Annotated in this window: 25 protein-coding genes and 1 tRNA gene; 15 read left to right on the forward strand and 11 right to left on the reverse strand. The window is 59.0% G+C overall.

Features of this window, described 5'->3' with window-relative positions; all coding sequences use genetic code 11:
• Positions 1–141 precede the first annotated feature (141 nt).
• The 5 genes from cho (at position 142) to GT753_RS25900 (ending at position 2512) form a co-directional block, all read left to right on the forward strand.
• Entirely contained in the window at positions 142–990 is an 849-nt protein-coding gene (gene cho, locus GT753_RS05015; RefSeq protein ID WP_015377410.1) for an excinuclease Cho, read from the forward strand.
• Positions 991–1102: 112 nt separating this feature from the next.
• Positions 1103–1199, forward strand: a tRNA-OTHER gene (locus tag GT753_RS05020).
• Positions 1200–1384: 185 nt separating this feature from the next.
• Positions 1385–1684, forward strand: coding sequence for a sigma-S stabilization anti-adapter protein IraP (locus GT753_RS05025; RefSeq protein ID WP_021504894.1), 300 nt, complete (start codon positions 1385–1387; stop codon positions 1682–1684).
• A 123-nt stretch (positions 1685–1807) separates the two neighbouring features.
• Positions 1808–2311, forward strand: a complete 504-nt coding sequence (locus GT753_RS05030; protein WP_015377412.1) for a YlaC family protein — start codon at positions 1808–1810, stop codon at positions 2309–2311.
• A 69-nt stretch (positions 2312–2380) separates the two neighbouring features.
• Positions 2381–2512 (forward strand): hypothetical protein, encoded by a 132-nt coding sequence (locus GT753_RS25900; RefSeq protein WP_015377413.1) that lies wholly within the window; start codon positions 2381–2383, stop codon positions 2510–2512.
• Between the two features lie 62 nt (positions 2513–2574).
• Here the strand turns inward: GT753_RS25900 and GT753_RS25905 are convergent, their stop codons facing one another.
• From GT753_RS25905 to mdoC, 4 genes are all read right to left on the reverse strand, one after another.
• Positions 2575–2703, reverse strand: a complete 129-nt coding sequence (locus GT753_RS25905) for a hypothetical protein (protein ID WP_016928228.1) — start codon at positions 2701–2703, stop codon at positions 2575–2577.
• Positions 2704–2943: 240 nt separating this feature from the next.
• Positions 2944–4665 carry a potassium/proton antiporter gene (locus GT753_RS05035; RefSeq protein ID WP_015377414.1) on the reverse strand — a complete coding sequence of 574 codons (1722 nt, stop codon included), beginning with the start codon at positions 4663–4665 and terminating at the stop codon, positions 2944–2946.
• A 282-nt stretch (positions 4666–4947) separates the two neighbouring features.
• Positions 4948–5172 (reverse strand): hypothetical protein, encoded by a 225-nt coding sequence (locus GT753_RS05040; RefSeq protein ID WP_033633376.1) that lies wholly within the window; start codon positions 5170–5172, stop codon positions 4948–4950.
• A gap of 302 nt (positions 5173–5474) precedes the next feature.
• Positions 5475–6605, reverse strand: coding sequence for a glucans biosynthesis protein MdoC (gene mdoC, locus GT753_RS05045; protein ID WP_033633375.1), 1131 nt, complete (start codon positions 6603–6605; stop codon positions 5475–5477).
• Positions 6606–6864: 259 nt separating this feature from the next.
• Between mdoC and mdoG the strand changes: the two genes are divergently transcribed.
• The 3 genes from mdoG (at position 6865) to GT753_RS05060 (ending at position 11393) form a co-directional block, all read left to right on the forward strand.
• Positions 6865–8433, forward strand: a complete 1569-nt coding sequence (mdoG, locus tag GT753_RS05050; protein WP_004927882.1) for a glucans biosynthesis protein MdoG — start codon at positions 6865–6867, stop codon at positions 8431–8433.
• Complete coding sequence (gene mdoH / locus GT753_RS05055) at positions 8426–10984, forward strand: glucans biosynthesis glucosyltransferase MdoH (RefSeq protein WP_015377416.1); 2559 nt, start codon at positions 8426–8428, stop codon at positions 10982–10984. The genes mdoG and mdoH overlap by 8 nt, the downstream gene beginning before the upstream one ends.
• 163 nt (positions 10985–11147) lie before the next feature.
• Positions 11148–11393: a YceK/YidQ family lipoprotein gene (locus GT753_RS05060; RefSeq protein WP_015377417.1), complete on the forward strand. Its 246-nt coding sequence runs from the start codon at positions 11148–11150 to the stop codon at positions 11391–11393.
• 6 nt (positions 11394–11399) lie between these two features.
• Here GT753_RS05060 and GT753_RS05065 read toward each other — a convergent pair whose 3' ends face one another.
• Together GT753_RS05065 and GT753_RS05070 are read right to left on the reverse strand one after the other, a co-directional pair.
• Positions 11400–11945 carry a GNAT family N-acetyltransferase gene (locus GT753_RS05065; protein WP_015377418.1) on the reverse strand — a complete coding sequence of 182 codons (546 nt, stop codon included), beginning with the start codon at positions 11943–11945 and terminating at the stop codon, positions 11400–11402.
• A gap of 33 nt (positions 11946–11978) precedes the next feature.
• A complete protein-coding gene (locus tag GT753_RS05070) occupies positions 11979–12356 on the reverse strand; it encodes a MysB family protein (RefSeq protein WP_015377419.1) in 378 nt (125 codons plus the stop codon).
• Between the two features lie 209 nt (positions 12357–12565).
• On the opposite strand from GT753_RS05070, the gene leuA reads away from it, so the two are divergent.
• A complete protein-coding gene (leuA, locus tag GT753_RS05075; RefSeq protein ID WP_160125323.1) occupies positions 12566–14254 on the forward strand; it encodes a 2-isopropylmalate synthase in 1689 nt (562 codons plus the stop codon).
• Here the strand turns inward: leuA and GT753_RS05080 are convergent.
• Positions 14205–15005: a helix-turn-helix transcriptional regulator gene (locus tag GT753_RS05080; protein ID WP_033633370.1), complete on the reverse strand. Its 801-nt coding sequence runs from the start codon at positions 15003–15005 to the stop codon at positions 14205–14207. The genes leuA and GT753_RS05080 overlap by 50 nt on opposite strands.
• 135 nt (positions 15006–15140) lie before the next feature.
• Here GT753_RS05080 and GT753_RS05085 point away from each other — a divergent pair, with 135 nt between their 5' ends.
• Genes GT753_RS05085 through GT753_RS05100 form a run of 4 tightly spaced genes read left to right on the forward strand, consistent with a single transcriptional unit; the run spans position 15141 to position 16702 of the window.
• Positions 15141–15458, forward strand: a complete 318-nt coding sequence (locus tag GT753_RS05085) for a helix-turn-helix transcriptional regulator (RefSeq protein ID WP_004927863.1) — start codon at positions 15141–15143, stop codon at positions 15456–15458.
• Positions 15448–15882 (forward strand): YeeE/YedE family protein, encoded by a 435-nt coding sequence (locus GT753_RS05090; RefSeq protein WP_160125324.1) that lies wholly within the window; start codon positions 15448–15450, stop codon positions 15880–15882. Before GT753_RS05085 ends, GT753_RS05090 begins: the two co-directional genes overlap by 11 nt.
• A 2-nt stretch (positions 15883–15884) precedes the next feature.
• Positions 15885–16313, forward strand: coding sequence for a YeeE/YedE family protein (locus GT753_RS05095; protein ID WP_160125325.1), 429 nt, complete (start codon positions 15885–15887; stop codon positions 16311–16313).
• Entirely contained in the window at positions 16304–16702 is a 399-nt protein-coding gene (locus tag GT753_RS05100) for a VOC family protein (RefSeq protein WP_160125326.1), read from the forward strand. Before GT753_RS05095 ends, GT753_RS05100 begins: the two co-directional genes overlap by 10 nt.
• Positions 16703–16751: 49 nt before the next feature.
• On the opposite strand, the gene GT753_RS05105 is transcribed toward GT753_RS05100, so the two are convergent.
• The 4 genes from GT753_RS05105 to GT753_RS05120 all read right to left on the reverse strand — a co-directional run bounded on the left by GT753_RS05105 (position 16752) and on the right by GT753_RS05120 (position 21525).
• Positions 16752–18305 carry a peptide MFS transporter gene (locus GT753_RS05105; RefSeq protein WP_004927849.1) on the reverse strand — a complete coding sequence of 518 codons (1554 nt, stop codon included), beginning with the start codon at positions 18303–18305 and terminating at the stop codon, positions 16752–16754.
• A gap of 475 nt (positions 18306–18780) precedes the next feature.
• Entirely contained in the window at positions 18781–20019 is a 1239-nt protein-coding gene (gene mdtG / locus GT753_RS05110) for a multidrug efflux MFS transporter MdtG (RefSeq protein WP_004927846.1), read from the reverse strand.
• 199 nt (positions 20020–20218) lie between these two features.
• Positions 20219–20503: a YciI family protein gene (locus tag GT753_RS05115; RefSeq protein WP_004927842.1), complete on the reverse strand. Its 285-nt coding sequence runs from the start codon at positions 20501–20503 to the stop codon at positions 20219–20221.
• Positions 20504–20604: 101 nt separating this feature from the next.
• On the reverse strand, positions 20605–21525 hold the full coding sequence (locus tag GT753_RS05120; protein ID WP_015377426.1) for a Kdo(2)-lipid IV(A) acyltransferase: 921 nt from the start codon (positions 21523–21525) through the stop codon (positions 20605–20607).
• Between the two features lie 261 nt (positions 21526–21786).
• Here GT753_RS05120 and GT753_RS05125 point away from each other — a divergent pair, with 261 nt between their 5' ends.
• A complete protein-coding gene (locus GT753_RS05125) occupies positions 21787–21945 on the forward strand; it encodes a hypothetical protein (protein WP_015377427.1) in 159 nt (52 codons plus the stop codon).
• A 118-nt stretch (positions 21946–22063) separates the two neighbouring features.
• Complete coding sequence (locus tag GT753_RS05130; RefSeq protein WP_015377428.1) at positions 22064–23131, forward strand: rhodanese-related sulfurtransferase; 1068 nt, start codon at positions 22064–22066, stop codon at positions 23129–23131.
• Positions 23132–23137: the final 6 nt, after the last annotated feature.

The raw sequence follows: 23137 nt of genomic DNA on the forward strand, positions 1-23137 counted from the left end.
CCCGCTGGAAAGGAAATAGTAAAGGCTTTCCCGTTAAAGATCACGGTGAGTTATTATCCGCCGGGTGTGCAACCGGCTGCAGGGCGCGTTATACTGGCTAAAAAACCAGTATTCATTCATCAGCAGGATAATGCCACCGCCATGATGCCAAACCGCCTCGAGCCGGAACTCGACATTTATCAATACCCGGAGCACCTGCGCGCCTGCCTGGCGCCGTTGCCTAAAGGGCCGGGCGTGTATGTGTTTCACGGTCAAAGCGAGAGCCTGCCGCTTTACATCGGTAAAAGCGTCAATATACGCAGCCGGGTGATGGCGCACTTCCGCGCGCAGGACGAGGCTAAAATGCTGCGCCAAACTCGACGCATCAGCTTTATCGAGACCGCCGGTGAGTTGGGCGCATTGCTGCTGGAGGCGCAGTTGATCAAACAACAACAGCCGCTGTTCAACAAACGTCTGCGGCGCTCGAAACAGCTTTGCGCGCTGCGCTTGCAGGCAGATGCGGTGACGATTGCTCACGCCAAAGAGATCGACTTCGCCGTCACGCCCGATCTCTACGGGCTGTTTGCCAATCGCCACGCCGCGCTGGAAAAGCTGCGCGCCATCGCCGACGAGCATCGTTTATGTTACGGCAAGCTGGGGATCGACAAGCTGCCCGCCGGGCGAGCCTGTTTCCGTTACAGCCTGCGCAAGTGCGCCGGCGCCTGCTGTGGCGTGGAGTCGGCGCAGGAACATGCTCTGCGGCTTAGCGCGGCGCTTGAACAGTTGCGCATCGCCTGTTGGCCGTTCGCCGGACGCGTGGCGCTGGAGGAGCAGGGCGAGACGCTGCGTCAGTACCATGTGATCCACAATTGGTTTTATCTGGGCTCGGTCGGCAATCTGGCGCAGGCGAAGTTGCTGCAGAGCGCGGCCAGCCACTTTGACAGCGATGGCTACAAGATTCTGTGCAAGCCGCTCATGGCCGGCGATTATCGGATTATTGCGCTGCCGTAATGCCATAACGCTATCGATAACCTAAGACTTATCTGTAAATTCAGGGCATTATGCTAAAAAAGCTTGAGTCCATAATGTTGTTATGGATAATGGCACCCCGAAGCGAAGGAACGCGCTATTAACTCAGTTGGCAGAGTGATTGGTTTTATAATGGCTTGTTTTGGCTTGAAAATTGATAGACGCGGGTTCGAGTCCTGCATAGCGCGCCAGCTTTCTTTCCTTCATCTCACCGCGCTTATCGTAAAGCGCACCCGGGTTGATTTGCACTATCGGCTCCTCGTTGGGATTTTCGGGTGTGCTTTACCGTAACCGCTGGCTTTCCTTCCTCTTTCTCTTTCGATCCTTTGCTAAACTGTAATCAGGCAGGCTTGCTGCCCGGCAACAGGAGGTCGATATGTCTCACTCCGAGCAACTGCAGGAGCTCTTGCAACGCGTCGCCGCCCTTGAGGCGAGAGAGAAAGCGCTGACCGCCGCATCCAACGCTTATCAGGCGATTATCACCACCATGTTGGGCAATATGGAGAAGGTCGAACGTGACCGGATCATCGCCATGATCGATCAGGCCCATGAAATCGCCTACGCCCGCGCCATTCAACGCAGCAACGAACCGCAAAAGCAAAAAATCAAACAGGCCGACGACGTCGCCCAGCGCATGTTCATGTTTGCGCAAGGCAAAGCCGCTCAGCCGCGCTGAAGCCGAACTATAACAGTTGCCGCCATTAAGTTGGCTAACTGATCTACCCGGCAAAACTGTACTTGTGTTACTTTTAGCGGTGAGATTTGATGGCAATGCTGTTTCCAGCATAAGGTTGTAACGATGGACGCGATTAAAAGCATCTTGGTTAAAGAGATTGAACAGATCAATCGGCGCGAGGGGCGCGACGGCAAGCCGCGTTTCAACAGCGAATTCGCCCGCACTCACCGCTATTTGTGCCTTGCCATGTTCGCCGGTTACTTCGCGGTGATCGCCGTGATGTATCAGGTGCCGTATATGGGGATGTATGCCTTCCTGGGCTTCACCGCTTTCGTGCTGTTCATGTTCGCCATGCTGCTGATCGAGATCCGGCCGGTGTATCGTTTCGAGGACATCGGGGTGCTGGATTTGCGGGTTTGCTACAACGGCGAATGGTACTTCACCCGCGCGCTGTCGCCTTATGCGGTGCAGCAGCTGCTGGATGAGCCGTCCATCGGCGCCGCGCTGAAACAGAAGATGCGAATCATCATCGGCAACAAGGGCGAAATCGATTTCTACGACGTGTACGACATGGCCTACGGAAAAAAGCCGCAGGATGAACCGTCTCAGCTGGCGGCGGCGAACTGAAAGGTTTCCGGCCGGCGGCTTGTCGATTATACTCAGCGTTTGAACGCGAAGCAGAATGAGGACCAAGCGATGAGTGATGATATTTTCGATTTTGATATCGATGCCGAACTGGCGAAAGCCGAAGAAAAAGCGGCGCAGAAGGTAAAAGAGGTCCCCGAGTTCCTCGAAGACGAAGCGGACTGCGAAGGTTGCAAGATCTGATTGCCTGCCCCATAAAAAAAACCGCCGCGGCGGTTTTTTTTATGTCTGAGCGTCGCGCGGCGTCAATCCAGCACGAATCCCCAGATCAGGAACGCCGCCACCAGAATCAGGCAAAGCGCGGACACCGTCACCAGTATTTTCCCCAGAATGTCTTTTTCTTGTTCCTGCTGCGTCACGTTGAAATTATCCAATTAAAAGTCTATGGACCAAACCGGCGATGCCGAGATCGAGCGCCGCTACGCCCAGCGCCATGATCACTATCACCGAAAGAAATCGAGTCTTGCCGTTCACTTCCCTAATCCCTATCGGCGCCGTTATATCAAAGGGATATAATTTGGCGGCGCCGTACTGCATACATCGTGATAGAGATTAAGAGCGTTCTTAAGGCCAGAAGTTCCCTCATCTGATAGGCCGGCGCCTGAGCGGCAGCGTTAGTCGGTCACGATCCGCACGCCTATCTTGCTGACTTGATTGCCGTCCATTTCGGCGATGGTCCAGGTCAGACCGTCCCATTCCACCTGGTCGCCGATCACCGGTTCACCGCCGATCAGCTGAATGACGAACTGCCCCAGCGTCTGCTGCTCGTCGACGTCGTCTTGCAGATTGAGACCATAAACCTGCGAGATGTCGCTTAAACGGGCGTCGGATTGCAGGATAAAGTCGCCGAAGAAGCGTTCGTCGAGCGTCACGGCCGGCGCCTGGCTGAACAGCTTGCCGAGGATCGGCAGATCGTGCTCATGGCCGATGACGCACAGAATATCGTTCTCCCGCAGCCGGGTACTGCCGCTAGGATGGAGCAGCTCTTTGCCACGGAACAGGGCGGCGATGCGGGTATTGGGCGGCATTTTCAGCTCACGCAGCGCCGCGCCGACGCACCAGTTTTCCGCCGAAAGCTGATACACGAACTGTTCCCACTGGTTCTCCGGGTGCACGTCCAGCCCAACGCGGGAGATCGGCGTCAGCGCCGGCGGCACGATCACCTTGGCTTTTTTGGCGGCGAACGACAGTGTGGTGCCCTGCAGCAGCAGGGAGACCAGCACCACGAAGAACGCCACGTTGAAGAACAGCTGGGCGTTGGGCAGCCCGGCCATCATCGGGAACACCGCCAGTATCACCGGCACCGCGCCGCGCAGGCCGACCCAGGAAATAAAGCCGCGCTCGCGCAGGGTAAAGCTGCGGAACGGCAGCAGGCCGATAAACACCGACAGCGGGCGGGCGAACAGGATCATCCACAGCGACAGCAGCAGGGCAGGGATGGCGATCGGCAGCAGCTCGTGCGGGTTAAGCAGCAGCCCGAGCACCAGGAACATGCCGATCTGGCTGAGCCAGGCGAGGCCATCGAAGGTTTGTACGATGCCGTGACGGTTGCGGATCGGCCGGTTGCCCAGCAGCAGGCCGCACAGATACACCGCCAGAATGCCGCTGCCGTCCAGCGCGGTGGTCAGCGCGAAAATAAGAATACCGCCGCTTACCGCCAGCAGCGGATAGAGGCCGTCCGCCAGTTTGATGTGGTTGATCAGCGTCAGGAGCAGCCAGCCGCCGCCCAGACCGAAGACGATGCCCATGCCGAACTGCTGCATCAGATGCAGCGGGAAGGTCCAGCTCAGTGCGGTTTCCCCGGCGGCGATCATCGCAATCAGCGTGATGGTGAGAAACACCGCCATCGGATCGTTGCTGCCGGATTCGATCTCCAGCGTGGCGCTGACGCGTTCGTTCAAACCTTTGCCCCCCAAAAGAGAGAAGACCGCGGCGGCGTCGGTGGAACCGATGATGGCGCCGATCAGCAGCCCCTGCAGCAGATCGAGATTGAACAGCCAGGCGGCGGCCATGCCGGTCAGGCCGGCGGTGATCACTACGCCGACGGTGGCGAGAGAGAGTGCCGGCCACAGGGCGACGCGGAAAGAGCTGACCCGGGTACGCATGCCGCCGTCGAGCAGGATCACCGCCAACGCGAGGTTGCTGACCAGATAAGCGACCGGGTAATTGCTGAAGACGATGCCGCCGGGGCCATCGACGCCGGCCAGCATGCCGATCGCCAGGAAGATCACCAGGATCGGAATGCCGAGCCGGGAAGAAAATGAGCTGAGCAGAATGCTTGCCCCCACCAGCACGGCACCGATGACGAACAAACTGTTAATGGTGCTGGCATCCAAAATATCGCTCTCCTGAGGCTGGGGGATAGGGGCACTGCGCTGGTGTCGATGATAACGTGTTTAGTGGGTAAAACGCCAAGGCTGATTGCGAAAACAACCGATCAATTATTGCCCTTTGGTGCGATTAACCGAATAAAGTGAGGGGAAGAGGGAGAATGCTGTCTTTTATCCAACATTATCAGGCTGCTGTATTTCGGTTTTGGCAACAATGCCGGGTTTGCACGGTGGGAAAAACCATTAAGCCCGCGCAGGCAGGCTTAATGGTTTGCAGGCGCGGTAGGATTAATGATCGAGCGATTCCAGCGCCCGTTTGATCAGCTCGGTGGCCAGCTTGCTTTCTGCTTCAGAAATGCCGTCGAGATTGAAGTTGGAAAGCTCAGCGACCAAAACGCTGCGTTCTTTGCCGCTGATCGAAGCGTCCAGCGCGGACAGCAACCTGCCGAGGATCTTCAGCAGGGTGGCGTTTTCCGCTACGGCTTCTTGAGCCGGGGTGTTCTTATCGGTCATTCAAAATCCTCTCTGTCGTGACGGAAGGGAGATGCAGCTAACGCCATCGAATAAATTAAACGATCGCGCAGCCCTTCGGGGGTGCTGAGCCCAATCACTACCGTAAGGCAGGGATCCGGATTTCTACTTATGCATTGCAGTTATAACGGCTAGGTTATCTATGCAGCCGTATCACTTTGCCCGAACGGGCGACGCCAGGCTGAGCAATGCGTGCTCTGCATGCAAACCACCAGTATAGGCTTTTTACGCGGCGGCAATATGACAGAATCCCCCTGCAAACGGTCGGGTTTACAGGGGCAAGGTTATTGCGGTTTGCCGGAGAACAGGAAGCGCAGTGCCGGAATGCGCTTGTGCAGTTCATATAGCGCGAAGGCCAGGGAGAACACAAACAGCAGGCCCAGCAAGAATCCCAACAGGTTGTTGCCGATATACGGCGTCACGAAAGCGCCATATATCAGGGTTAACGGATGGTGCACCAGATATATAAACAGCGAGGCGTTGACCAGATAGGTGATGCGCGGCGAGTGATAATTCAGCAGGTTATGCCCGAAAGAGAACACGACGTTGGTCATCAGGATCCCCATTAGGGTTTTGATCACCACTTCCAGCTCGAACATATAGCTGCTGTGCGCCAACAGCTTTTGGTTAAGCATATATGCGATAAACAGCAGCAGCGAACCGAGCAGTGCCAGCGGCGAGCGGCGCAGAAAAATCTCCTTAAGCCACACATACTTAAACGCATAGGCGCCGAGGAGGAAGAACGGCAGGTAGAACATCGTCTCCATCACCACGAAATTGAACAGGCCGTTGGATAATAGCTGCGGGGCGAAAATTAAAATAATGCGGTGCGCGGCCGAGTAGCATACCGCATAAATAAAGAAATACAGTGAGATGTTTCCTAATCCACGCATTCTGTTTATTAGCGTTGGAATATGTTCACGGGTTTGACGCTTGATTTTACGGAACAGATAAAAACAGGCGCAGGTTAACAATGACAGCGTCAATAAGAACCACAGATGAGAAACCAATTCCCAAACTGTTACATTTATTTTCTGATAGAGAGAAAATTCATCCCAGCCGTTTAATTTGTCGGTGAAATATTTCAGCATGAAAAACTGCGGCACCGTGATCAGCGGGATGGAGCTCAACAGCGGGATCGCCACCCGCTCCAGCCTGACCTTCAGCCACTGGTGGCGCTCGTAGCGCTCGTAAAGCATGTAGGAGAAGTAGCCGGATATCACGAAGAACACCTGCATGCGGAAGGCGTGGATGAAGTCGTTCAGCACCGTGAGCGAGAAGGAGGGCGAAGCGCTGTTCACCGCCCAGGCGTGGCTGGAATAAATCAGGGAGAGGTGAAACGGAATGCCGAGCAACATCAAATAGGCTCTGATGGAGTCGAGGAAAAACTCGCGCTGTTTGCTGCCTTTAGTCATAGATTACCGCTGGTGATTTAATCGAGAGTTCATTAACACGCTTAATAAGTCGTCAAACGTTAAATTGTTATCCGGAACCCTACTATAGCCCCCCGCATTTTTCCATAGCGTCTTGTTGCGCGGCTTGCTACGCTGGTGTTCCATCAGCTGCTTAAACAATGAGCCGTAAACATGAACCATCCATTTATCATGTTGTCGGAAAGCTGAGTAATCCATTAATATGGATTTAAATGCTTTGAGCACACGAATAGGGGGGGATGTGCTAGTTAATATATTATCCGGACAACCACGCGCCGCGAGCGTTCGTTGGTTAGGTGCGACCGTATTGTTCACGCTGTTCAGTTCGCCGGCTTGGGCCTTTTCTATTGATGATGTCGCCAAGCAGGCGCAGGATCTGGCGGCGAAAGGTTTCGAAGCCCCGAAGAGCAACCTTCCTTCTCAGTTCCGCGAGATGAAGTTCGCAGACTATCAGCAAATTCAGTTCAATCACGATAAAGCCTATTGGAGCAAGCTGAAAACCCCTTTCAAGCTTGAGTTTTATCATCAGGGGATGTACTTCGATACGCCGGTGAAAATCAACGAAGTCACCTCCACCAGCGTAAAACAGATCAAGTACAGCCCGGATTACTTCAACTTCGGTTCGGTCAAACACGACCCTGAATCGGTGAAAAACCTCGGCTTTGCCGGTTTTAAGGTGCTTTATCCGATCAACAGCGCCGACAAAAACGATGAGATCATGAGCCTGCTGGGCGCGAGCTATTTCCGCGTGGTGGGTAAAGGACAGGTTTACGGGCTTTCCGCTCGCGGCCTGGCTATCGACACCGCTTTGCCGTCCGGCGAAGAGTTCCCGCGTTTCCGCGAATTCTGGGTTGAGCGTCCGAAGCAGGGCGACAAGCACCTGGTGATTTATGCGTTGCTGGATTCCCCGCGCGCCACCGGCGCTTACCGTTTCACGGTGATCCCGGGCCGCGACACCACCGTGGACGTCGAGTCTAAAGTGTTCCTGCGCGACAAGGTGGGCAAACTGGGCCTGGCGCCGCTGACCAGCATGTACCTGTTCGGGCCGAACCAGCCGTCGCCGACGCTGAACTACCGCCCGGCGTTGCACGATTCCAACGGTCTGTCTATCCACGCCGGCAACGGCGAGTGGATCTGGCGTCCGCTGAACAATCCTAAACACCTGTCCGTCAGCACCTATACCGTCGAGAATCCGAAAGGCTTCGGTCTGCTGCAGCGCGGCCGCAACTTCAAGGATTACGAAGATCTGGACGATCGCTACGATCTGCGCCCGAGCGCCTGGATCGAACCGAAGGGCGACTGGGGCAAAGGCAAGGTCGAACTGGTGGAGATCCCGACGGCGGATGAAACCAACGACAACATCGTCGCGTTCTGGACGCCGGATACCTTGCCGGAAGCCAAAAAGCCGCTGACGCTGAGCTACCGTTTGAACTTCACCCGCGATGAAGACAAACTGCATTCGCAAGATATCGCCTATGTGGCCCGTACCATGCGTTCGACCGGCGACGTGAAGCAGTCCAACCTGATCCGCGAGCCAGACGGCAGCGTGGCCTTCCTGGTCGACTTCGTTGGCCCGGTGCTGAAAGGGCTGGACGCCAATACCCCGGTCGCCTCTCAGATTAGCATCGGCGACAACGGTGAGATGGTAGAAAACAACGTCCGCTATAACCCAGTGACCAAAGGCTGGCGCCTGACGGTGCGTCTGAAAGTGAAAGACGACAAGAAGCCGGTAGAAATGCGTGCGGCGCTGGTCAATGGCGATAAGACTCTGTCGGAAACCTGGAGCTATCAGCTACCTGCCAATGAATAAGCCTACTCAACCCGCCCAGGATTATCTTGCGGCGCTGCCTCTGACCGCCGAGCGGTCGGAGGCGCTCAACCCTCAAACGGCGGATGGCGCTCAGGCACTGGAGGCGCTCCATCGGCAGATGGGCGCCGCCGACGCCAACGTTAATAGCCTGTCGGCGGATGACGTGGCGCTGGCCTCGGTCAAACCGCGTATCGAAAACGCCTGGCCTGATGCGGTCAGCGATGACGACTTCGATACCGACGCCGAAGGGCGCGCCATTCTGAAGGCGACGCCGCCGATCAAACGCACCACCATGTTCCCGGAAGCCTGGCGCACCAACCCGGTGGCGCGCTTCTGGGATTCTCTGCTGGGGCGGTCGCCGCACAATCGGCACGCCACCAAAGAGGAGGCCGAGGCCGAGAACCGCTGGCGTACCGTCGGCTCCATGCGCCGCTATGTGCTGCTGGTGCTGATGCTGGTGCAAACCGGCATCGCCACCTGGTACATGAAAACCATCTTGCCTTATCAGGGCTGGGCGCTGATCGATCCTATCGCCATGCTGGATCAGGATCTGATGCAGTCGGTGTTGCAGCTGCTGCCGTATGTGCTGCAAACCGGCATTCTGATCCTGTTCGCCGTACTGTTCTGCTGGGTCTCGGCCGGTTTCTGGACCGCGCTGATGGGCTTCCTGCAGCTGCTGATCGGCAAGGACAAATACAGCATTTCCTCCACCATCAAGGGCGATGAGCCGATCAACCCGGCGCACCGCACTGCGCTGATCATGCCGATCTGCAACGAAGACGTCGAACGCGTGTTCGCCGGCCTGCGTGCGACCTATGAGTCCGTCGCCGCGACCGGTCAGCTGGAACACTTCGATATCTACGTGCTGAGCGACAGCTACGATCCGGACATCTGCGTGGCCGAGCAAAAAGCGTGGATGGAGCTGTGCCGCGATGTCGATGGCCACGGCCGCATCTTCTATCGCCGCCGCCGCCGCCGCGTCAAACGCAAGAGTGGCAACATCGACGACTTCTGCCGCCGCTGGGGCGGTGAGTACAGCTACATGGTGATCCTGGATGCCGACAGCGTGATGAGCGGCGAATGCCTCACCGGGCTGGTGCGCCTGATGGAAGCCAACCCGAACGCCGGCATCATCCAGTCGGCGCCGAAGGCGTCCGGCATGGATACCCTGTATGCGCGCGTGCAGCAGTTCGCCACCCGCGTTTACGGGCCGTTGTTCACCGCTGGCCTGCATTTCTGGCAGCTGGGCGAGTCGCACTACTGGGGGCACAACGCCATCATCCGCGTGAAGCCGTTTATCGAGCACTGTGCGCTGGCGCCGCTGCCGGGCGAGGGCTCTTTCGCCGGGTCTATCCTGTCGCACGACTTCGTTGAAGCGGCGCTGATGCGCCGCGCCGGCTGGGGCGTGTGGATCGCTTACGATCTGCCGGGCAGTTATGAAGAGCTGCCGCCAAACCTGCTGGACGAGCTGAAGCGCGACCGTCGCTGGTGTCACGGCAACCTGATGAACTTCCGCCTGTTCCTGGTGAAAGGCATGCACCCGGTGCACCGCGCGGTGTTCCTTACCGGTGTCATGTCCTACCTGTCGGCGCCGCTGTGGTTTATGTTCCTGGCGCTCTCCACCGCATTGCAGGTGGTGCATACGCTGATGGAGCCGCAATACTTCCTGCAGCCACGGCAGCTGTTCCCGGTCTGGCCGCAGTGGCGGCCCGAGCTGGCGATAGCGCTGTTCTCCACCACGCTGGTGCTGCTGTTCCTGCCGAAGTTGCTCAGTATTGTGCTGATCTGGGCCAAGGGCGCGAAAGAATACGGCGGGGCGTTCCGTCTGTTCATTTCGATGCTGATGGAAATGCTGTTCTCGGTGCTGCTGGCGCCGGTGCGCATGCTGTTCCATACCGTGTTCGTGGTGAGCGCCTTCCTTGGTTGGGAAGTGGTGTGGAATTCGCCGCAGCGTGACGACGACGACACGCCGTGGGGCGAAGCGTTCCGCCGCCATGGCTCGCAGATGTTGCTGGGCCTGGTGTGGGCCGGCGGCATGGCGTGGCTGGATCTGCGCTTCCTGTGGTGGTTGGCGCCGATCGTGTTCTCGCTGATCCTGTCGCCGTTTGTGTCTGTGTTGTCGAGCCGCGCAACGCTGGGCATGAAAAGCAAACGCGCCAAGCTGTTCCTGATCCCGGAAGAGTACAATCCGCCGCGTGAGCTGTTGGCGACGGAAGAATATCTGCATCTCAACCGCAACCGCGCGCTGACCAACGGCTTTATGCATGCGGTGGTCAATCCATCCTTCAACGCGCTGGCGACGGCGTTGGCGACGGCGCGTCACCATCTGCGCGCGACGCTCGATCGCAATCGTGAGGAGCGGGTGAACGAAGCGCTGCAGTTGGGGCCTGAGAAGCTGGTGAAGGGCAAACGTCTGGAGCTGCTGAGTGATCCGGTCACGCTGGCTCGTTTGCATCAACGCGTCTGGCTGTTGCCGGAAGGCGCCGCCTGGCGTGAGCATTATCAGCAGTTGCCGCACAACCCGCTGGCGCACCCTACGGGCCGGCGTTAATTGCTAATCGGCAACGCTCAGACGGGGAATGCGCATGGCGCATTCCCCGTTTTTTTTACCTTTCGCTTACGTGCGCCGGTGCCGGTGGAGAAAGAGAACTGTGATAGACTGCGGCCGATGCGTTGTTCACTCGCGAAACAACCCCTTGCTCAGAGTCAATGTCGTGAAGCTCTCTTCCTATCTTCGGCTGGCCTGCGTGGCGGCCGGTGTGATGGCACTCACCGGCTGCGGCAGCATTATCAGCCGCACCGTGCCCGGTGCGGGGCATGGCCACCAGTACTATCCCGGCGTGCAGTGGGATCTGCGTGACACGCCCTGGCGCTACGTCACGGTGATAGACGTCCCGCTGTCGATGGTGGTGGACACCTTTATGCTGCCGTTTGATGCGCAGCATGGCCCCTACGAGTAATTTCGTTTAGCGGGTGGCGAACACCACCAGCTGATAGCTTTGCTGCCCGCAATGGAAAGGCGCCAGCGCCGTCATCCCCAACCCTTGCACGTGAGCGGCCAACGAATGCGGATTGTCGTCGTCGATAAACAACGCGCCTACGTCATAGTCATGGCAGGTATGCGCTTTGACCGCGGCGTAGAGGCGCTTCAGCACGCCTTTGCCACGCCAGGCGGCGGCGAGGCAGACCGGGCCGTAGAGAAACACCCGCTGCTCACTCAGCGGCCGTCCGGCGAAGGATTGCGTGGCGAGCGTCACCAGCATCGCCTCCACCACCGGCGGCCGCGGCTGCGCGTCGGCGGGCATCAGGCAAACAAACCCCGCCAGTTGGTTCTCCTGTTCGGCCACCCATATGCCGATGCCGCGGTTGATCGCCGCCAGCTGCGCCTCATTCATGCGCGATACGATAAATCCCTGCCGTTTTTGGCGCTCGTCGAGCGCTTCCGGCACGTTTTCCCCCTGTAGCTGCAAAATGGCGGGGTAGTCGGTAGGGCGGGCCCGGCGAATAATCATGCGGCCTCCTTGGCGATGAAAGCGTGGTGCGGGTTAACGTTCATCCCACTCATCGGCGGCGGCCTGGCCTTCTTCGGTATCCAGCGGCGGCTCGAGCTGAAAGTCGCCTTCCTCCCATTCGTAAAGGGTGTTTTCATCTATCCACTCGGCGGTAATTTCCACCTCGTCGTAGTCACCGTCGAAGATCGCCTGCGCCGCCGCACCGCTGCGCAGCGTCAGACATTCTACCGCCTCGCCTTCTTCTTCGAAGAACTCCGCCTGCCACATCGTGTCGCCATCCTGCATTACGTACTTTTGCAGATTGAACTGCTGGGGCACCGGCGGTTCGTCACCGCCGCCGCCTTCGGCGGTGTCGAGAAACTCTTCGCGTGCGGCCTCGATGGCTTCTTCCAGGGTTGCATACAGGCTCATGTTCGCCTCCGTTGACAATGAGAGTAAAGCGTCCGGCGTGCTGCCGGCGCGGTGGGGGAAACGTCAAAACTAATTGTTGTCTCACTGGCGCAGGATGCAAATTTTTTTGTTGTCCGCTTTGCGACGATGGTTGTCCGCAAAGCGGGAGAAGAGGAGGCGATGGCGGGAAATAATGACGCGATCGTTCACTCTGGCGTCAGGAGAAGCCCATGTTAATCGACCCTTCAAGCAAATACCGACCTTTCCCGCCGGTGGCGTTGCCGGACCGCCAATGGCCTGCGCGTACGCTGCGGCAGGCGCCGCGCTGGTGCTCCAGCGATCTGCGCGACGGCAACCAGGCGCTGGCGGAGCCGATGGATAACGCGCGCAAGCGCGAATTCTATCAATTGTTGTTGCAGTGTGGTTTCAAAGAGATCGAGGTGGCGTTCCCTTCGGCGTCGCAAACGGATTTTGACTTTGTACGCGCGCTGATCGACGAGCGGCTGATCCCGGACGACGTTACGATCCAGGTGCTGACGCAGTCACGTGACGATCTGATCGATCGCACCTTCGAGGCGCTGCAGGGGGCGCCGCGGGCTATCGTGCATCTGTATAACGCCACGGCGCCGATGTTTCGCGATATCGTGTTCCGCCAGGATAAGGCGGCGACCGTGGCGCTGGCGGTGAACGGCGCGCGGCGCATTCGCCGGCAGTGCGAGGCGCAGCCCGATACCGCCTGGTGCTTCGAATATTCGCCGGAAACCTTCTGTTTTACTGAGTTAGAGTTTGCGCTGGAGATCTGCGAAGCGGTAGCGGAGGTTTGGCAGCCGGGGCCGCAGCGGCCGATGATCATCAACCTGCCGGCGACGGTGGAAGTGAGCACGCCCAACGTGTATGCCGATCAGATCGAATGGTTCTGCCGTCACTTCAGCCGCCGCGCCGATGTGGCGATCAGCGTGCATCCGCATAACGATCGCGGCACCGGCGTGGCCTGCGCGGAGCTGGCCTTGCTGGCCGGCGCCGATCGGGTCGAAGGCTGCCTGTTCGGCAACGGAGAGCGCACCGGCAACGTCGATCTGGTCACGCTGGCGTTGAATCTCTATACCCAGGGCGTGGCGCCGGGTCTCGACTTCAGCCGCCTGAAGCAGGTGGTGGAGGTGGTGGAGCAGTGCAATCAGCTGCCGGTGCATCCTCGCCATCCTTATGCCGGCGAGTTGGTGTTTACCGCCTTCTCCGGTTCGCATCAGGATGCGATCAAAAAAGGTTTCGCCGCACAGCGGCAGCGGCAAGATGGCCGCTGGCAGGTACCATACCTGCCGCTCGATCCCGCCGATGTCGGTTGTAGCTATGAGGCGGTGATCCGGGTCAACAGCCAGTCCGGCAAAAGCGGCGCCGCCTGGCTGTTGGAGCAGAATCATGGGCTGGCGTTGCCGCGTGGTTTGCAGATTGATTTCAGCCAGGTGGTGCAGCGCGCGACCGACGATAGCGGCAAAGAAATGAGCGGCGCGCAGCTGTGGCGCTTATTCCGCGATACTTACGGGCTGGTGGAGCAGCCGCGTTTGCAGCTGTTAAGCTACCAGACGGAAAGCCACGGCGCAGAGGCATACAGCTTCAACGCGCGAGTTGCCTGCGAGGGAGAGCCGCTGCGTCTGCAGGGGGCCGGCAACGGTCTGCTGTCCAGCGCGGTGGATGCGCTGCGTCAGCGCTTCGGCTTGCCGCTGGCGATCGAGGATTACCACGAGCATACGTTGGGGCATCAGAGCGATAGCCGAGCGGTGGCCTATATTCGCTGTACGCTGCCGCAAGGTGAGGCGACTTATGGCGTTGGCATCGACGTCGACTCCGCCAGCGCCTCGCTGCAGGCGCTGTTCAACGTCGCCGGGCGCTATCTGGCGCCAACGTCGGCGCAGTCCGGCTGAAATAGTCGCTGGGTGCTACTCCCAGCAGCCGGCGGAACATGGCGCTGAACGCGCTGGGGCTGTCATAGCCGAGATCCAGCGCCACTTCCAGCACCGAGCGGCCGGTCGCCAGCGCGTTTAATGCCGCCAGCAAACGGGCGCGTCGCACCCAGTCGCTAAAATGTAGCCCGGTTTCTCGCAGGAAGCGTCGCGACAGGGTGCGTCCGCTGACGCTGAGATGAGCGGCAGCCTGTTCCAGCGTCCAGGGCTGCGCCAGCGTGGCCTGGATATGGCGGCACAGGGCTAGCAACGAGGCTTCGCGAGGTTCCGGCAGGTGCAGCGGCAGGATCGGCAGCATTCGCAACTCATCCAGAATCAGTTCCATCACGCGCTCATCGCGCCCGCCGCTGGGGTAGCCGGGCGCAATCTCCATCGCACAGATAATCAACTCGCGCAGCAGCGGGGAAACCTGCACTACCTGGCATTGGGCCGGCAGATCGGCGCGCGCCAACGGATCGACGAACAACGTCCTGGCCGCCACCTGGCCGGTGATACGCAGGCTGTGCACCACTTTCGCCGGCACCCAGACGCCGCGGCCGGGCGGCACCACCCAGCTGCCGAGCCGGGTCGTGACCTGCACCACGCCGCTCAGGCTGTGGATCAGCTGCGCGCAGTTATGGTAGTGGTCCGGCTCGCTGTCGCCGTGGCGATAATCCCTGGCTAATGGCCGGACAGGCCGATCGGGCGGCAGAACGTCGTGAAAAAACAGCATCGTAAGCAGGCTCCGCGCGGCAAAAGTGGGAGGACAGCATGCCATGCGTCGCTGTTTCACACCAGTCTGTGGCGCGGCACGGTAAAATGGTTTATAAAATTATATTATATTATTTTATAAACTGATGGAGAGGCAATGGATATTGATGCGATGCGCAAGGCGGCGGCGCAGGCCGGTGCGATGCTGCGTACCCTGGGCAACGAAGATCGGCTGCTGCTGCTGTGCCGGCTCAGTCAGGGCGAGATGGCGGTGAGCGAACTGGCGCAGGCGCTGGATATCCGCCAGCCGACGCTGTCCCAACAGCTTGGCGTGCTGCGCGAGGAGGGGTTGGTCTCCACCCGGCGAGCCGGCAAGCAGATTTACTATGCGGTGGCCGATGCCAAAGCGCTGGCGCTGCTCGCGACCCTGTATCAACTGTATTGCCCACAGCCGGAGAACCGCGATGACCATTGACTGGCAGCACTTCACGCCGTATTCCGCGTTGGCGGGCGGGGCCATTATCGGCAGCGCGGTAGCGCTGCTGCTGTTGTTCAACGGCCGGATCGCCGGTATCAGTGGCATTACCGGCGGTTTATTGAGCGCGGGCGGCCGGGAGCGGGGCTGGCGCGCCGCATTTATTGGCGGGTTGCTGCTCTCCCCCTGGCTATATGCTGCCGCTGCGGCGTTGCCATCCGGTGAGATCTCGGTTGGCAGCGGCTGGCTGGCGGCCGCAGGGCTGTTGGTGGGCTTGGGTACTCGATTGGGCAGCGGTTGCACCAGCGGGCACGGCGTGTGCGGCGTCGCGCGGTTGGCGCCGCGTTCACTGGCCGCCACGGCGTTGTTTATGCTGCTGGGCTTTATGACCGTGTGGCTGATGCGCCACACGTTGGGGGGGTGAAAATGCTTAAAACGCTGTTGGCGCTGCTGAGCGGCGTGATTTTCGGTCTGGGGTTAATTATTGCCGGCATGGCCAGTCCGGCCAAGGTGTTGGCGTTTCTCGACGTTACCGGCCAGTGGGATCCCTCGTTGGCGCTGGTGATGGCTGGGGCGATCGCGGTGGCGGCGCCGGCCTTCCTGTGGGCGCGGCGACGCGAGCGGAGCCTGTTGGGCGAGCCGCTGCAGATCCCGGCCGCCGGGCGTGTGGATCGCCGTTTGCTGGCGGGCAGCGCGCTGTTTGGCATCGGCTGGGGCATCGCGGGGATTTGCCCCGGCCCGGCCTGGGTGTTGGCGGGGGCGGAGATGCAGCGGGTGTGGCCGTTCCTGTTGGCGATGCTGGCGGGTATGGCGCTGTATGAAATTATCATGAGGCGGAGGCGTACATGTCGATAGCCAAAGCGGTGTTGCGCATCGCGCGCCCGACAGATCGGTTGCAAGAGATTGCCGCGCTGTATTGCCGTGGGCTGGGGTTCGAAAGGCTGGGCGAGTTTGTCGATCATCTGGGCTTTGACGGCATTATGATCGGGCATCCGCAGCATGTTTACCATCTGGAGTTTACGCAGCATCGTGGGGTGCAGGTTGGACAAACGCCGACGCAGGATCACCTGCTGGTGTTTTATCTGCCGGATGAGAACGAATGGCGAGCCGCGTGTGAGCGTATGCGGGCGGCGGGGTTCTTGGCGGTCGCCGCCTATAACCCCTATTGGGATCGGGCGGGGCAAACCTTTGAAGATCCTGATGGCTACCGGGTGGTATTGCAACACCAGGCCTGGCAGGCATAAAAAAACCGGCGCATCGAGCGCCGGTTTGCGAGATAAAACGGTTTATCCGTCAGGCGCTGGTCGCCGGCTTTTGTGCGCTCTTGGACTGGGTATTTTCCAGCATGCGGCGAATCGGCACGATCAGCACGATAAGCACGGCGGCGCAAATCAGCAACGCGACTGAGCAGCGGGCGAACAGATCCGGCAGCATATCCAGTTGGTCGGCCTTGACGTGACCGCCGATCAGACCGGCCGCCAGGTTGCCCAGCGCACTGGCGCAGAACCACAGCCCCATCATCTGACCGCGCATTCTCTCCGGCGCCAGCAGCGTCATGGTGGCCAGCCCGATCGGGCTCAGGCACAGCTCACCCAGCGTCAGCATCAGGATACTGCCCACCAGCCACATCGGCGATACGCCGGTGCCGCCGTTGCTCAGCACATTCTGCGCGGCCAACATCATCAGGCCGAAACCGCCGGCGGCGCACAGGATACCGATCACGAACTTGGTGATGCTGCTCGGACGCACGTTATTGCGTGCCAGCGCAGGCCAGGCCCAGCTGAACACCGGCGCCAGCAGGATGATGAACAGGGCGTTGATCGACTGGAACCACACCGCCGGGATCTCGAAGCCGCCAATCATGCGATTGGTGTAATCGTTGGCGAACAGGTTGAACGAGGTCGGTTTTTGCTCAAACGCCGACCAGAAGAACGCAGCGGAGATCAGCAGGATGAAGCACACCAGCAGGCGTGCGCGCTCTTTGCGGCTCAGGCCGGCAAAGGCGAACAGATAGATGAAGTACAGGGTGACCGACGCAGCGATCACGTACACCAGCATGCTGGCCACTTCGACCGGATTGATGACGATGGTGCCCTGAGCGATCAGCACGATGACGGCCACCAGGATGACCGCCAGCGCCAGCAACCAGGCGCCGACGCCTTTTTTCTTCGCTACCGGGCTGTTCCAGGTGGAGTCCAGGCCCACTTCGCGGTCATAGCGTTTCATCGCCGGGACGGCGAACACCCGGAAGATCACCAGCGCCACCAGCATCCCGATACCGCCGATGCCGAAGCCCCAGTGCCAACCGTGTGACTTGATCAGCCAACCGGAGATCAGCGGAGCGATGAACGAGCCGATGTTGATGCCCATGTAGAACAGCGAGAAACCGCCATCGCGGCGCGCATCGCCTTTTTTGTACAGCGTGCCGACCATCACCGAGATACAGGTCTTGAACAGGCCGGAACCGAGCACGATGAACATCAGGCCGATGAAGAACAGGTTGGTGCCCATCACCGCGGACAGGGCGATCGACAGGTGGCCGAGCGCGATCAGGATCGAACCGTACCAGACGGCCTTGCGTTGGCCGAGCCAGTTGTCCGCCAGCCAGCCGCCCGGCAGTGCCGCCAGGTACATGCTGCCGGCGAAGATGCCGACGATCGCCGACGCGTTCTCGCGCGCGAGACCCAGACCGCCGTCGTACACGGTGGCGGCCATAAACAGGATCAGCAGCGGCCGGATGCCGTAGAACGAGAAACGCTCCCACATTTCGGTGAAGAACAGAGAACCCAGCGGATAGGGATGGCCGAAGAAGGTCCGGCTTTCTGACTTATTGACAGAGGATTGCATAACGATTTCCCAATAAAAGGCGCTGCAAGGCTGCAGCCCGTACTGTGGTATGTATGTGTATTTAATAAAGGCGATCCGCCCAATGCGGATTACCCGACAAACACCGTGGCTGCAACGCTGATAAACCGTGGAAAGCGTGCTGACCTTTTCTTCACTTGGCCGATGCTTCACATCTGGCGTGATATTATTTAACCATTTGATAACTGGTCGTTGGTTTTGTCTAGTACCTGTATCCCATTTTTTAGACGAAAAGTCGACAAGCATCTCCTTTTCTGGTTTTTATGTTGGTTGTGACAGGAATATGATTGACAGCGGGTTTTATGTGCTGAAAGTTATTTTTTTGTTGATAAACAAAATGTTGAGATAAGAAAGTTCTGGGTGGGACGAAAATTCGCCGGCCCGAAGGAGGCATTATTAAAAGTGGGGGAAATGCGCCGTTGAGCCGGCCAACGGAGGAAGCTGGCGATAAATGCAGCTATTGTTCTTCCTGCAGCGTGTCTTCCCGCAAATAGCCCGGCCGCCGCCGCAGGCACCACCAGGAATAACCGGCGTTGAACAGCACCACTAAAGCGGTGACGGCGAAGACCGCGCGAAAACCGTAGCCGGCGGAGACCGCAGCGCCGAGCAGCGGACCGCTGACGTTGCCGACGTCGCGGAACGACTGGTTGTAGCTGAAGATTCGGCCGGCTACCTGATTGGTGCAGTTGTAAATCAACAGCGTCTGTACCGCCGGCAGCAGCGCGCCGTCGGCCGCCCCCAGCAGAAAACGTAGCACCCCAAGCTGCCACGGCGTTTGCACGAACGCCATCGGGATCAGCAGCAGCACCGAGACGATCAGCATAAACACCAGAATGCGCTCCGGGCCGATGCGATCGCCCAGCTTGCCCAACCGTGGGGCGCTCATCAACGCCGCGACGCCGGGCACCGAGGCAATCAGCCCGCTGATAAACGCCAGGTTATGGGTGGCGCCGGCCAGATCGCGCACATACAGCGTCAGGATCGGCGCAATCGAGCCGGTGGCGATCTGGATGATCATGGTGGTCACGAACAGGCTGAGCACCAGCTTCGGGTTCTTCAGCGAGGCGAACACCTGTTTTGCGTGCAACATGTCGCGCTTTTGCACCGGGGTGAATTGCTCTTTGACATACAGCAGCGTCAGCACGAAGCAGACGAACAGCACCGCGGCGGTGATATAAAACACCGGGCGCAGCCCGTACAGATCGGCCAACAGGCCACCGATCAGCGGGCCGACCAGCGCGCCGCCGACGCCGCCGGTAGACAGGGTGCCGAGCGCCCAGCCGCTGCGGTTGCGCGGCACCTGGGTGGCGATCAGCGCGTTGGCGTTGGGGATGAACCCGCCGAGCAGCCCCAACACCGCGCGCAGCGCGAGAAATTGCCAGACCGTTTGCGCCATGCCCATCAGCACCATGACGATCGCCATGCCCAGGGCGGAGCGCAGCAGCATCAGTTTACGGCCGCGTCGGTCGGCCAGGGCGCCCCAAAACGGCGCGGCGATAGCGGAAAACAGGAAGGTGATGCTGAACAGCAGACCGGACCACATGTTGAGCGCCTGATGGCCGGTTACGCCCAGCGTCTCTACGTACAGCGGAAGAAACGGCATCACCAGGCTGAAGGCGGCGCCGGTGAGAAAACACCCGACCCAGGCGACGAAAAGGTTGCGTTTCCAGTTAACGGGTTCTGCTGCCGAAGCCATAAATGTCCACTGTCGAAGGGTGACGCGCTTTGCCGGCGGCATGATGAAGGGGCAAAACGTGAAAGTTAGCCTGATAAGTATGCGCCGCCTGCGTGGCAACGGCAAACCAGAGGACGGAAATAGGGTGAAAAATGAAATAAAGTTTTAAAAATGGCGTTTAAACCTTATTCCGCGCTTAGCGCGCGGAATTTACAGCGTTTTATAAGCCGGCCAGCGCCTCGAAACCGGCGGCGGTGGTGGTCGCGCTAAAGTCGATGACCTCGTAGTGGGCCACGGCGTTGAACGGATCTTCGGCCAGGATGGCGTCCAGCTGCGCACGCTCAATGCCCTTGGCCAGGATCACGCCGCCGGTGCGGGGATTCTTGCGGCCGGAAGCGACGAAGGTGCCGTCCTGAAAATATTTCTTAAGCCAGGCGATGTGCCCGTCAAGGTGGCTGTCGACGTCGGCGATCGGGCGATGGTAGGTCAGGCTGACAATGTACATAGCGGCTCCTGGGGTGTCGGCAAAGGCATTACCATCCCACCCTCGCCGGCGATTCTCAAGAGGCACGCAATAAAAAACCCGCCGGCGGCGGGTTGGTTTTATCAGTAAAGCGAAGGCTCGCCTTCCGGACGGGTCTTGAAGCGGCGATGCAGCCACATGTATTGGTCCGGCGCCATCAGGATCTCTTTTTCCACCACTTTATTCATGAAGGCGGCGGCGTCGAGTTCATTATCCAGCGGGAAGTTTTCCACCGCCGGCTGCATGATCAGCTCATACCCTTTGCCGTCCGGCAGGCGACGCGGGGTGAACGGAATGATCGCCGGTTTACCCATTCGCACCAGCACATAGCTGCCGGTGGTGGTGGCAGCTTTGTCCACGGCGAACAGCGGCACGAAAACGCTGCTGCGCGGGCCGTAGTCGTGATCCGGCGCATACCAGATGATATCGCCCTGTTTCAGGGCACGGATCATGCCTTTGACGTCCTTGCGATCCAGCATCGACTTGTTGGAACGCATGCGTCCCCAGGTTTGCAGCCAGTCCATCAGCTTGTTGTCGTGCGGGCGGTAAACGCCGATGCCCGGGTTGTGAATGCCGAAGATGCGCGCGCCCAGCTCCAGCGTCAAAAAGTGCAGGCCAATCAGCAGCACGCCCTGCTGGTTGTCGCGCGCTTTTTGGATATGCTCCAGGCCGCTGACCTTGAACCAGCGCTCGATGCGCCAGTTGGGCCAGAACCACGCCATGCCGGTTTCAAACAGCCCCATGCCGACCGATTCGAAATTCTTTACCACCAGCGCATCGCGTTCGGCCTGCGGCATGTCGGGAAAACAGAGCTCGAGGTTGCGTTGGGCGATAGCGACGCGCCGCTTGAGAAAGCGCATGGAAAATCGCCCAATCGAGGTGCCGAGCCAGTAGATGACGGGGTAAGGCAGCAACACCAGCAGATACAGCAAGCCGATGCCGACCCAGGTCAGCCAGTAGCGCGGGTGCAATAAGGAGCGATTGAAAGTAGGAACTTGAGTCATGGGTTCTCTGTTTGAATACGGTTGTTTAAGTGTAATGACAGCGTCATCGCACGGTCTGGCAGCCGGGTGAACTCGGCGGCAAGGTTCGTTTCTGCCGTTTGTTTGCGACTATTGTGGCATTTTTCTGGCGATCCGGGAAAACACAACGCATTAAAATCCCTTTTGGGGCGTTAAATATGCATCGAATGCCGAATTTTTCCACAATCTTTCCTGCCAAAGATAATGGCAATATTATTGTCGGTAATTATTTAGAGGGTAAATATGTTGGCATCATGGATCAGTGCGGGGCTGCTGGTGTTGGGTGCGGCGGTCGGCAGCGTCGGCGCACATCTGCAAATGAACGCGATATTGGCGCTTGCCGGCGTGATGATGGCGCTCGGTATGGTGGCTTCCGCGTTTACCGAAGGTGGCGGGCGCTGAACGGGGCGCTGCGCCAGGGCTGCGCGGCGGCGGTTTTTCGGGTATGATGTGCGCCGCGCGTGGGCCTGCTGGCTGCGCGCGGTAATCAGTCACCTCCCGAAAGACAGGAAAGTACACCATGCCAGTGTTACATAACCGAATTTCTAATGAGGAACTGAAGGCGCGCATGCTGGCGGAAACCGAGCCGCGCACCACAGTTTCTTTTTACAAATACTTCTCCATCGACGATCCCAAGGCGTTTCGCGACAGCCTGTACGTTCAGTTTGAAAAACTGAAGGTGTTTGGCCGCATCTACGTGGCGAAAGAGGGCATCAACGCGCAGATCAGCGTGCCTCAGCATAACTTCGACGCGTTCAAAGCCGCGCTGTTCGCCTCGCACCCGGCGCTGGATCAGGTACGCCTGAATATCGCGCTCGAAGACGACGGCAAATCTTTCTGGGTGCTGCGCCTCAAGGTGCGTGAGCGTATCGTGGCCGACGGCATCGATGACGAAAGTTTCGATCCGAGCAACGTCGGCGAGTATCTGCAGGCCGAGCGCGTCAATCAGATGATCGACGATCCGAATACGGTATTTGTCGATATGCGCAACCACTATGAGTACGAAGTCGGTCACTTCGAAAACGCCATCGAGGTGCCGTCGGATACCTTCCGCGATCAGCTGCCGATGGCGGTGGAGATGCTGCAGGACAGCAAAGACAAGAATATCGTCATGTACTGCACCGGCGGCATTCGCTGTGAAAAAGCCAGCGCCTATATGCTGCACAACGGTTTTAAAAACATCTACCACGTGGAAGGCGGGATCATCGAGTACACCCGCAAAGCGAAAGAACAGGGGTTGCCGCTGAAGTTTATCGGCAAAAACTTCGTGTTCGATGAGCGCATGGGCGAGCGCATCTCCGACGATGTGATCGCCAACTGCCACCAGTGCGGCGCGCCGTGCGACACTCATACCAACTGCAAGAACGACGGCTGCCATCTGCTGTTCATTCAGTGCCCGAGCTGCGCCGCCAAGTTTGAAGGATGCTGCAGCGAGATTTGCCGCGAAGAGCTGAAGCTGCCGCGCGAAGAGCAGCGCGCGCGCCGTGCCGGCCGTGAAAATGGCGTCAAGATCTTCAATAAGTCGAAAGGCTTGCTGCAGACCACGATGCACATTCCGGCACCGGAAGAAGAAGGCCCAGCTCGCTGAGCCTGA

Origin of the sequence: Serratia sp. Z4 (genome assembly GCF_009900725.1) — a bacterium.
Taxonomy (GTDB): Bacteria; Pseudomonadota; Gammaproteobacteria; order Enterobacterales; family Enterobacteriaceae; genus Serratia; species Serratia nematodiphila.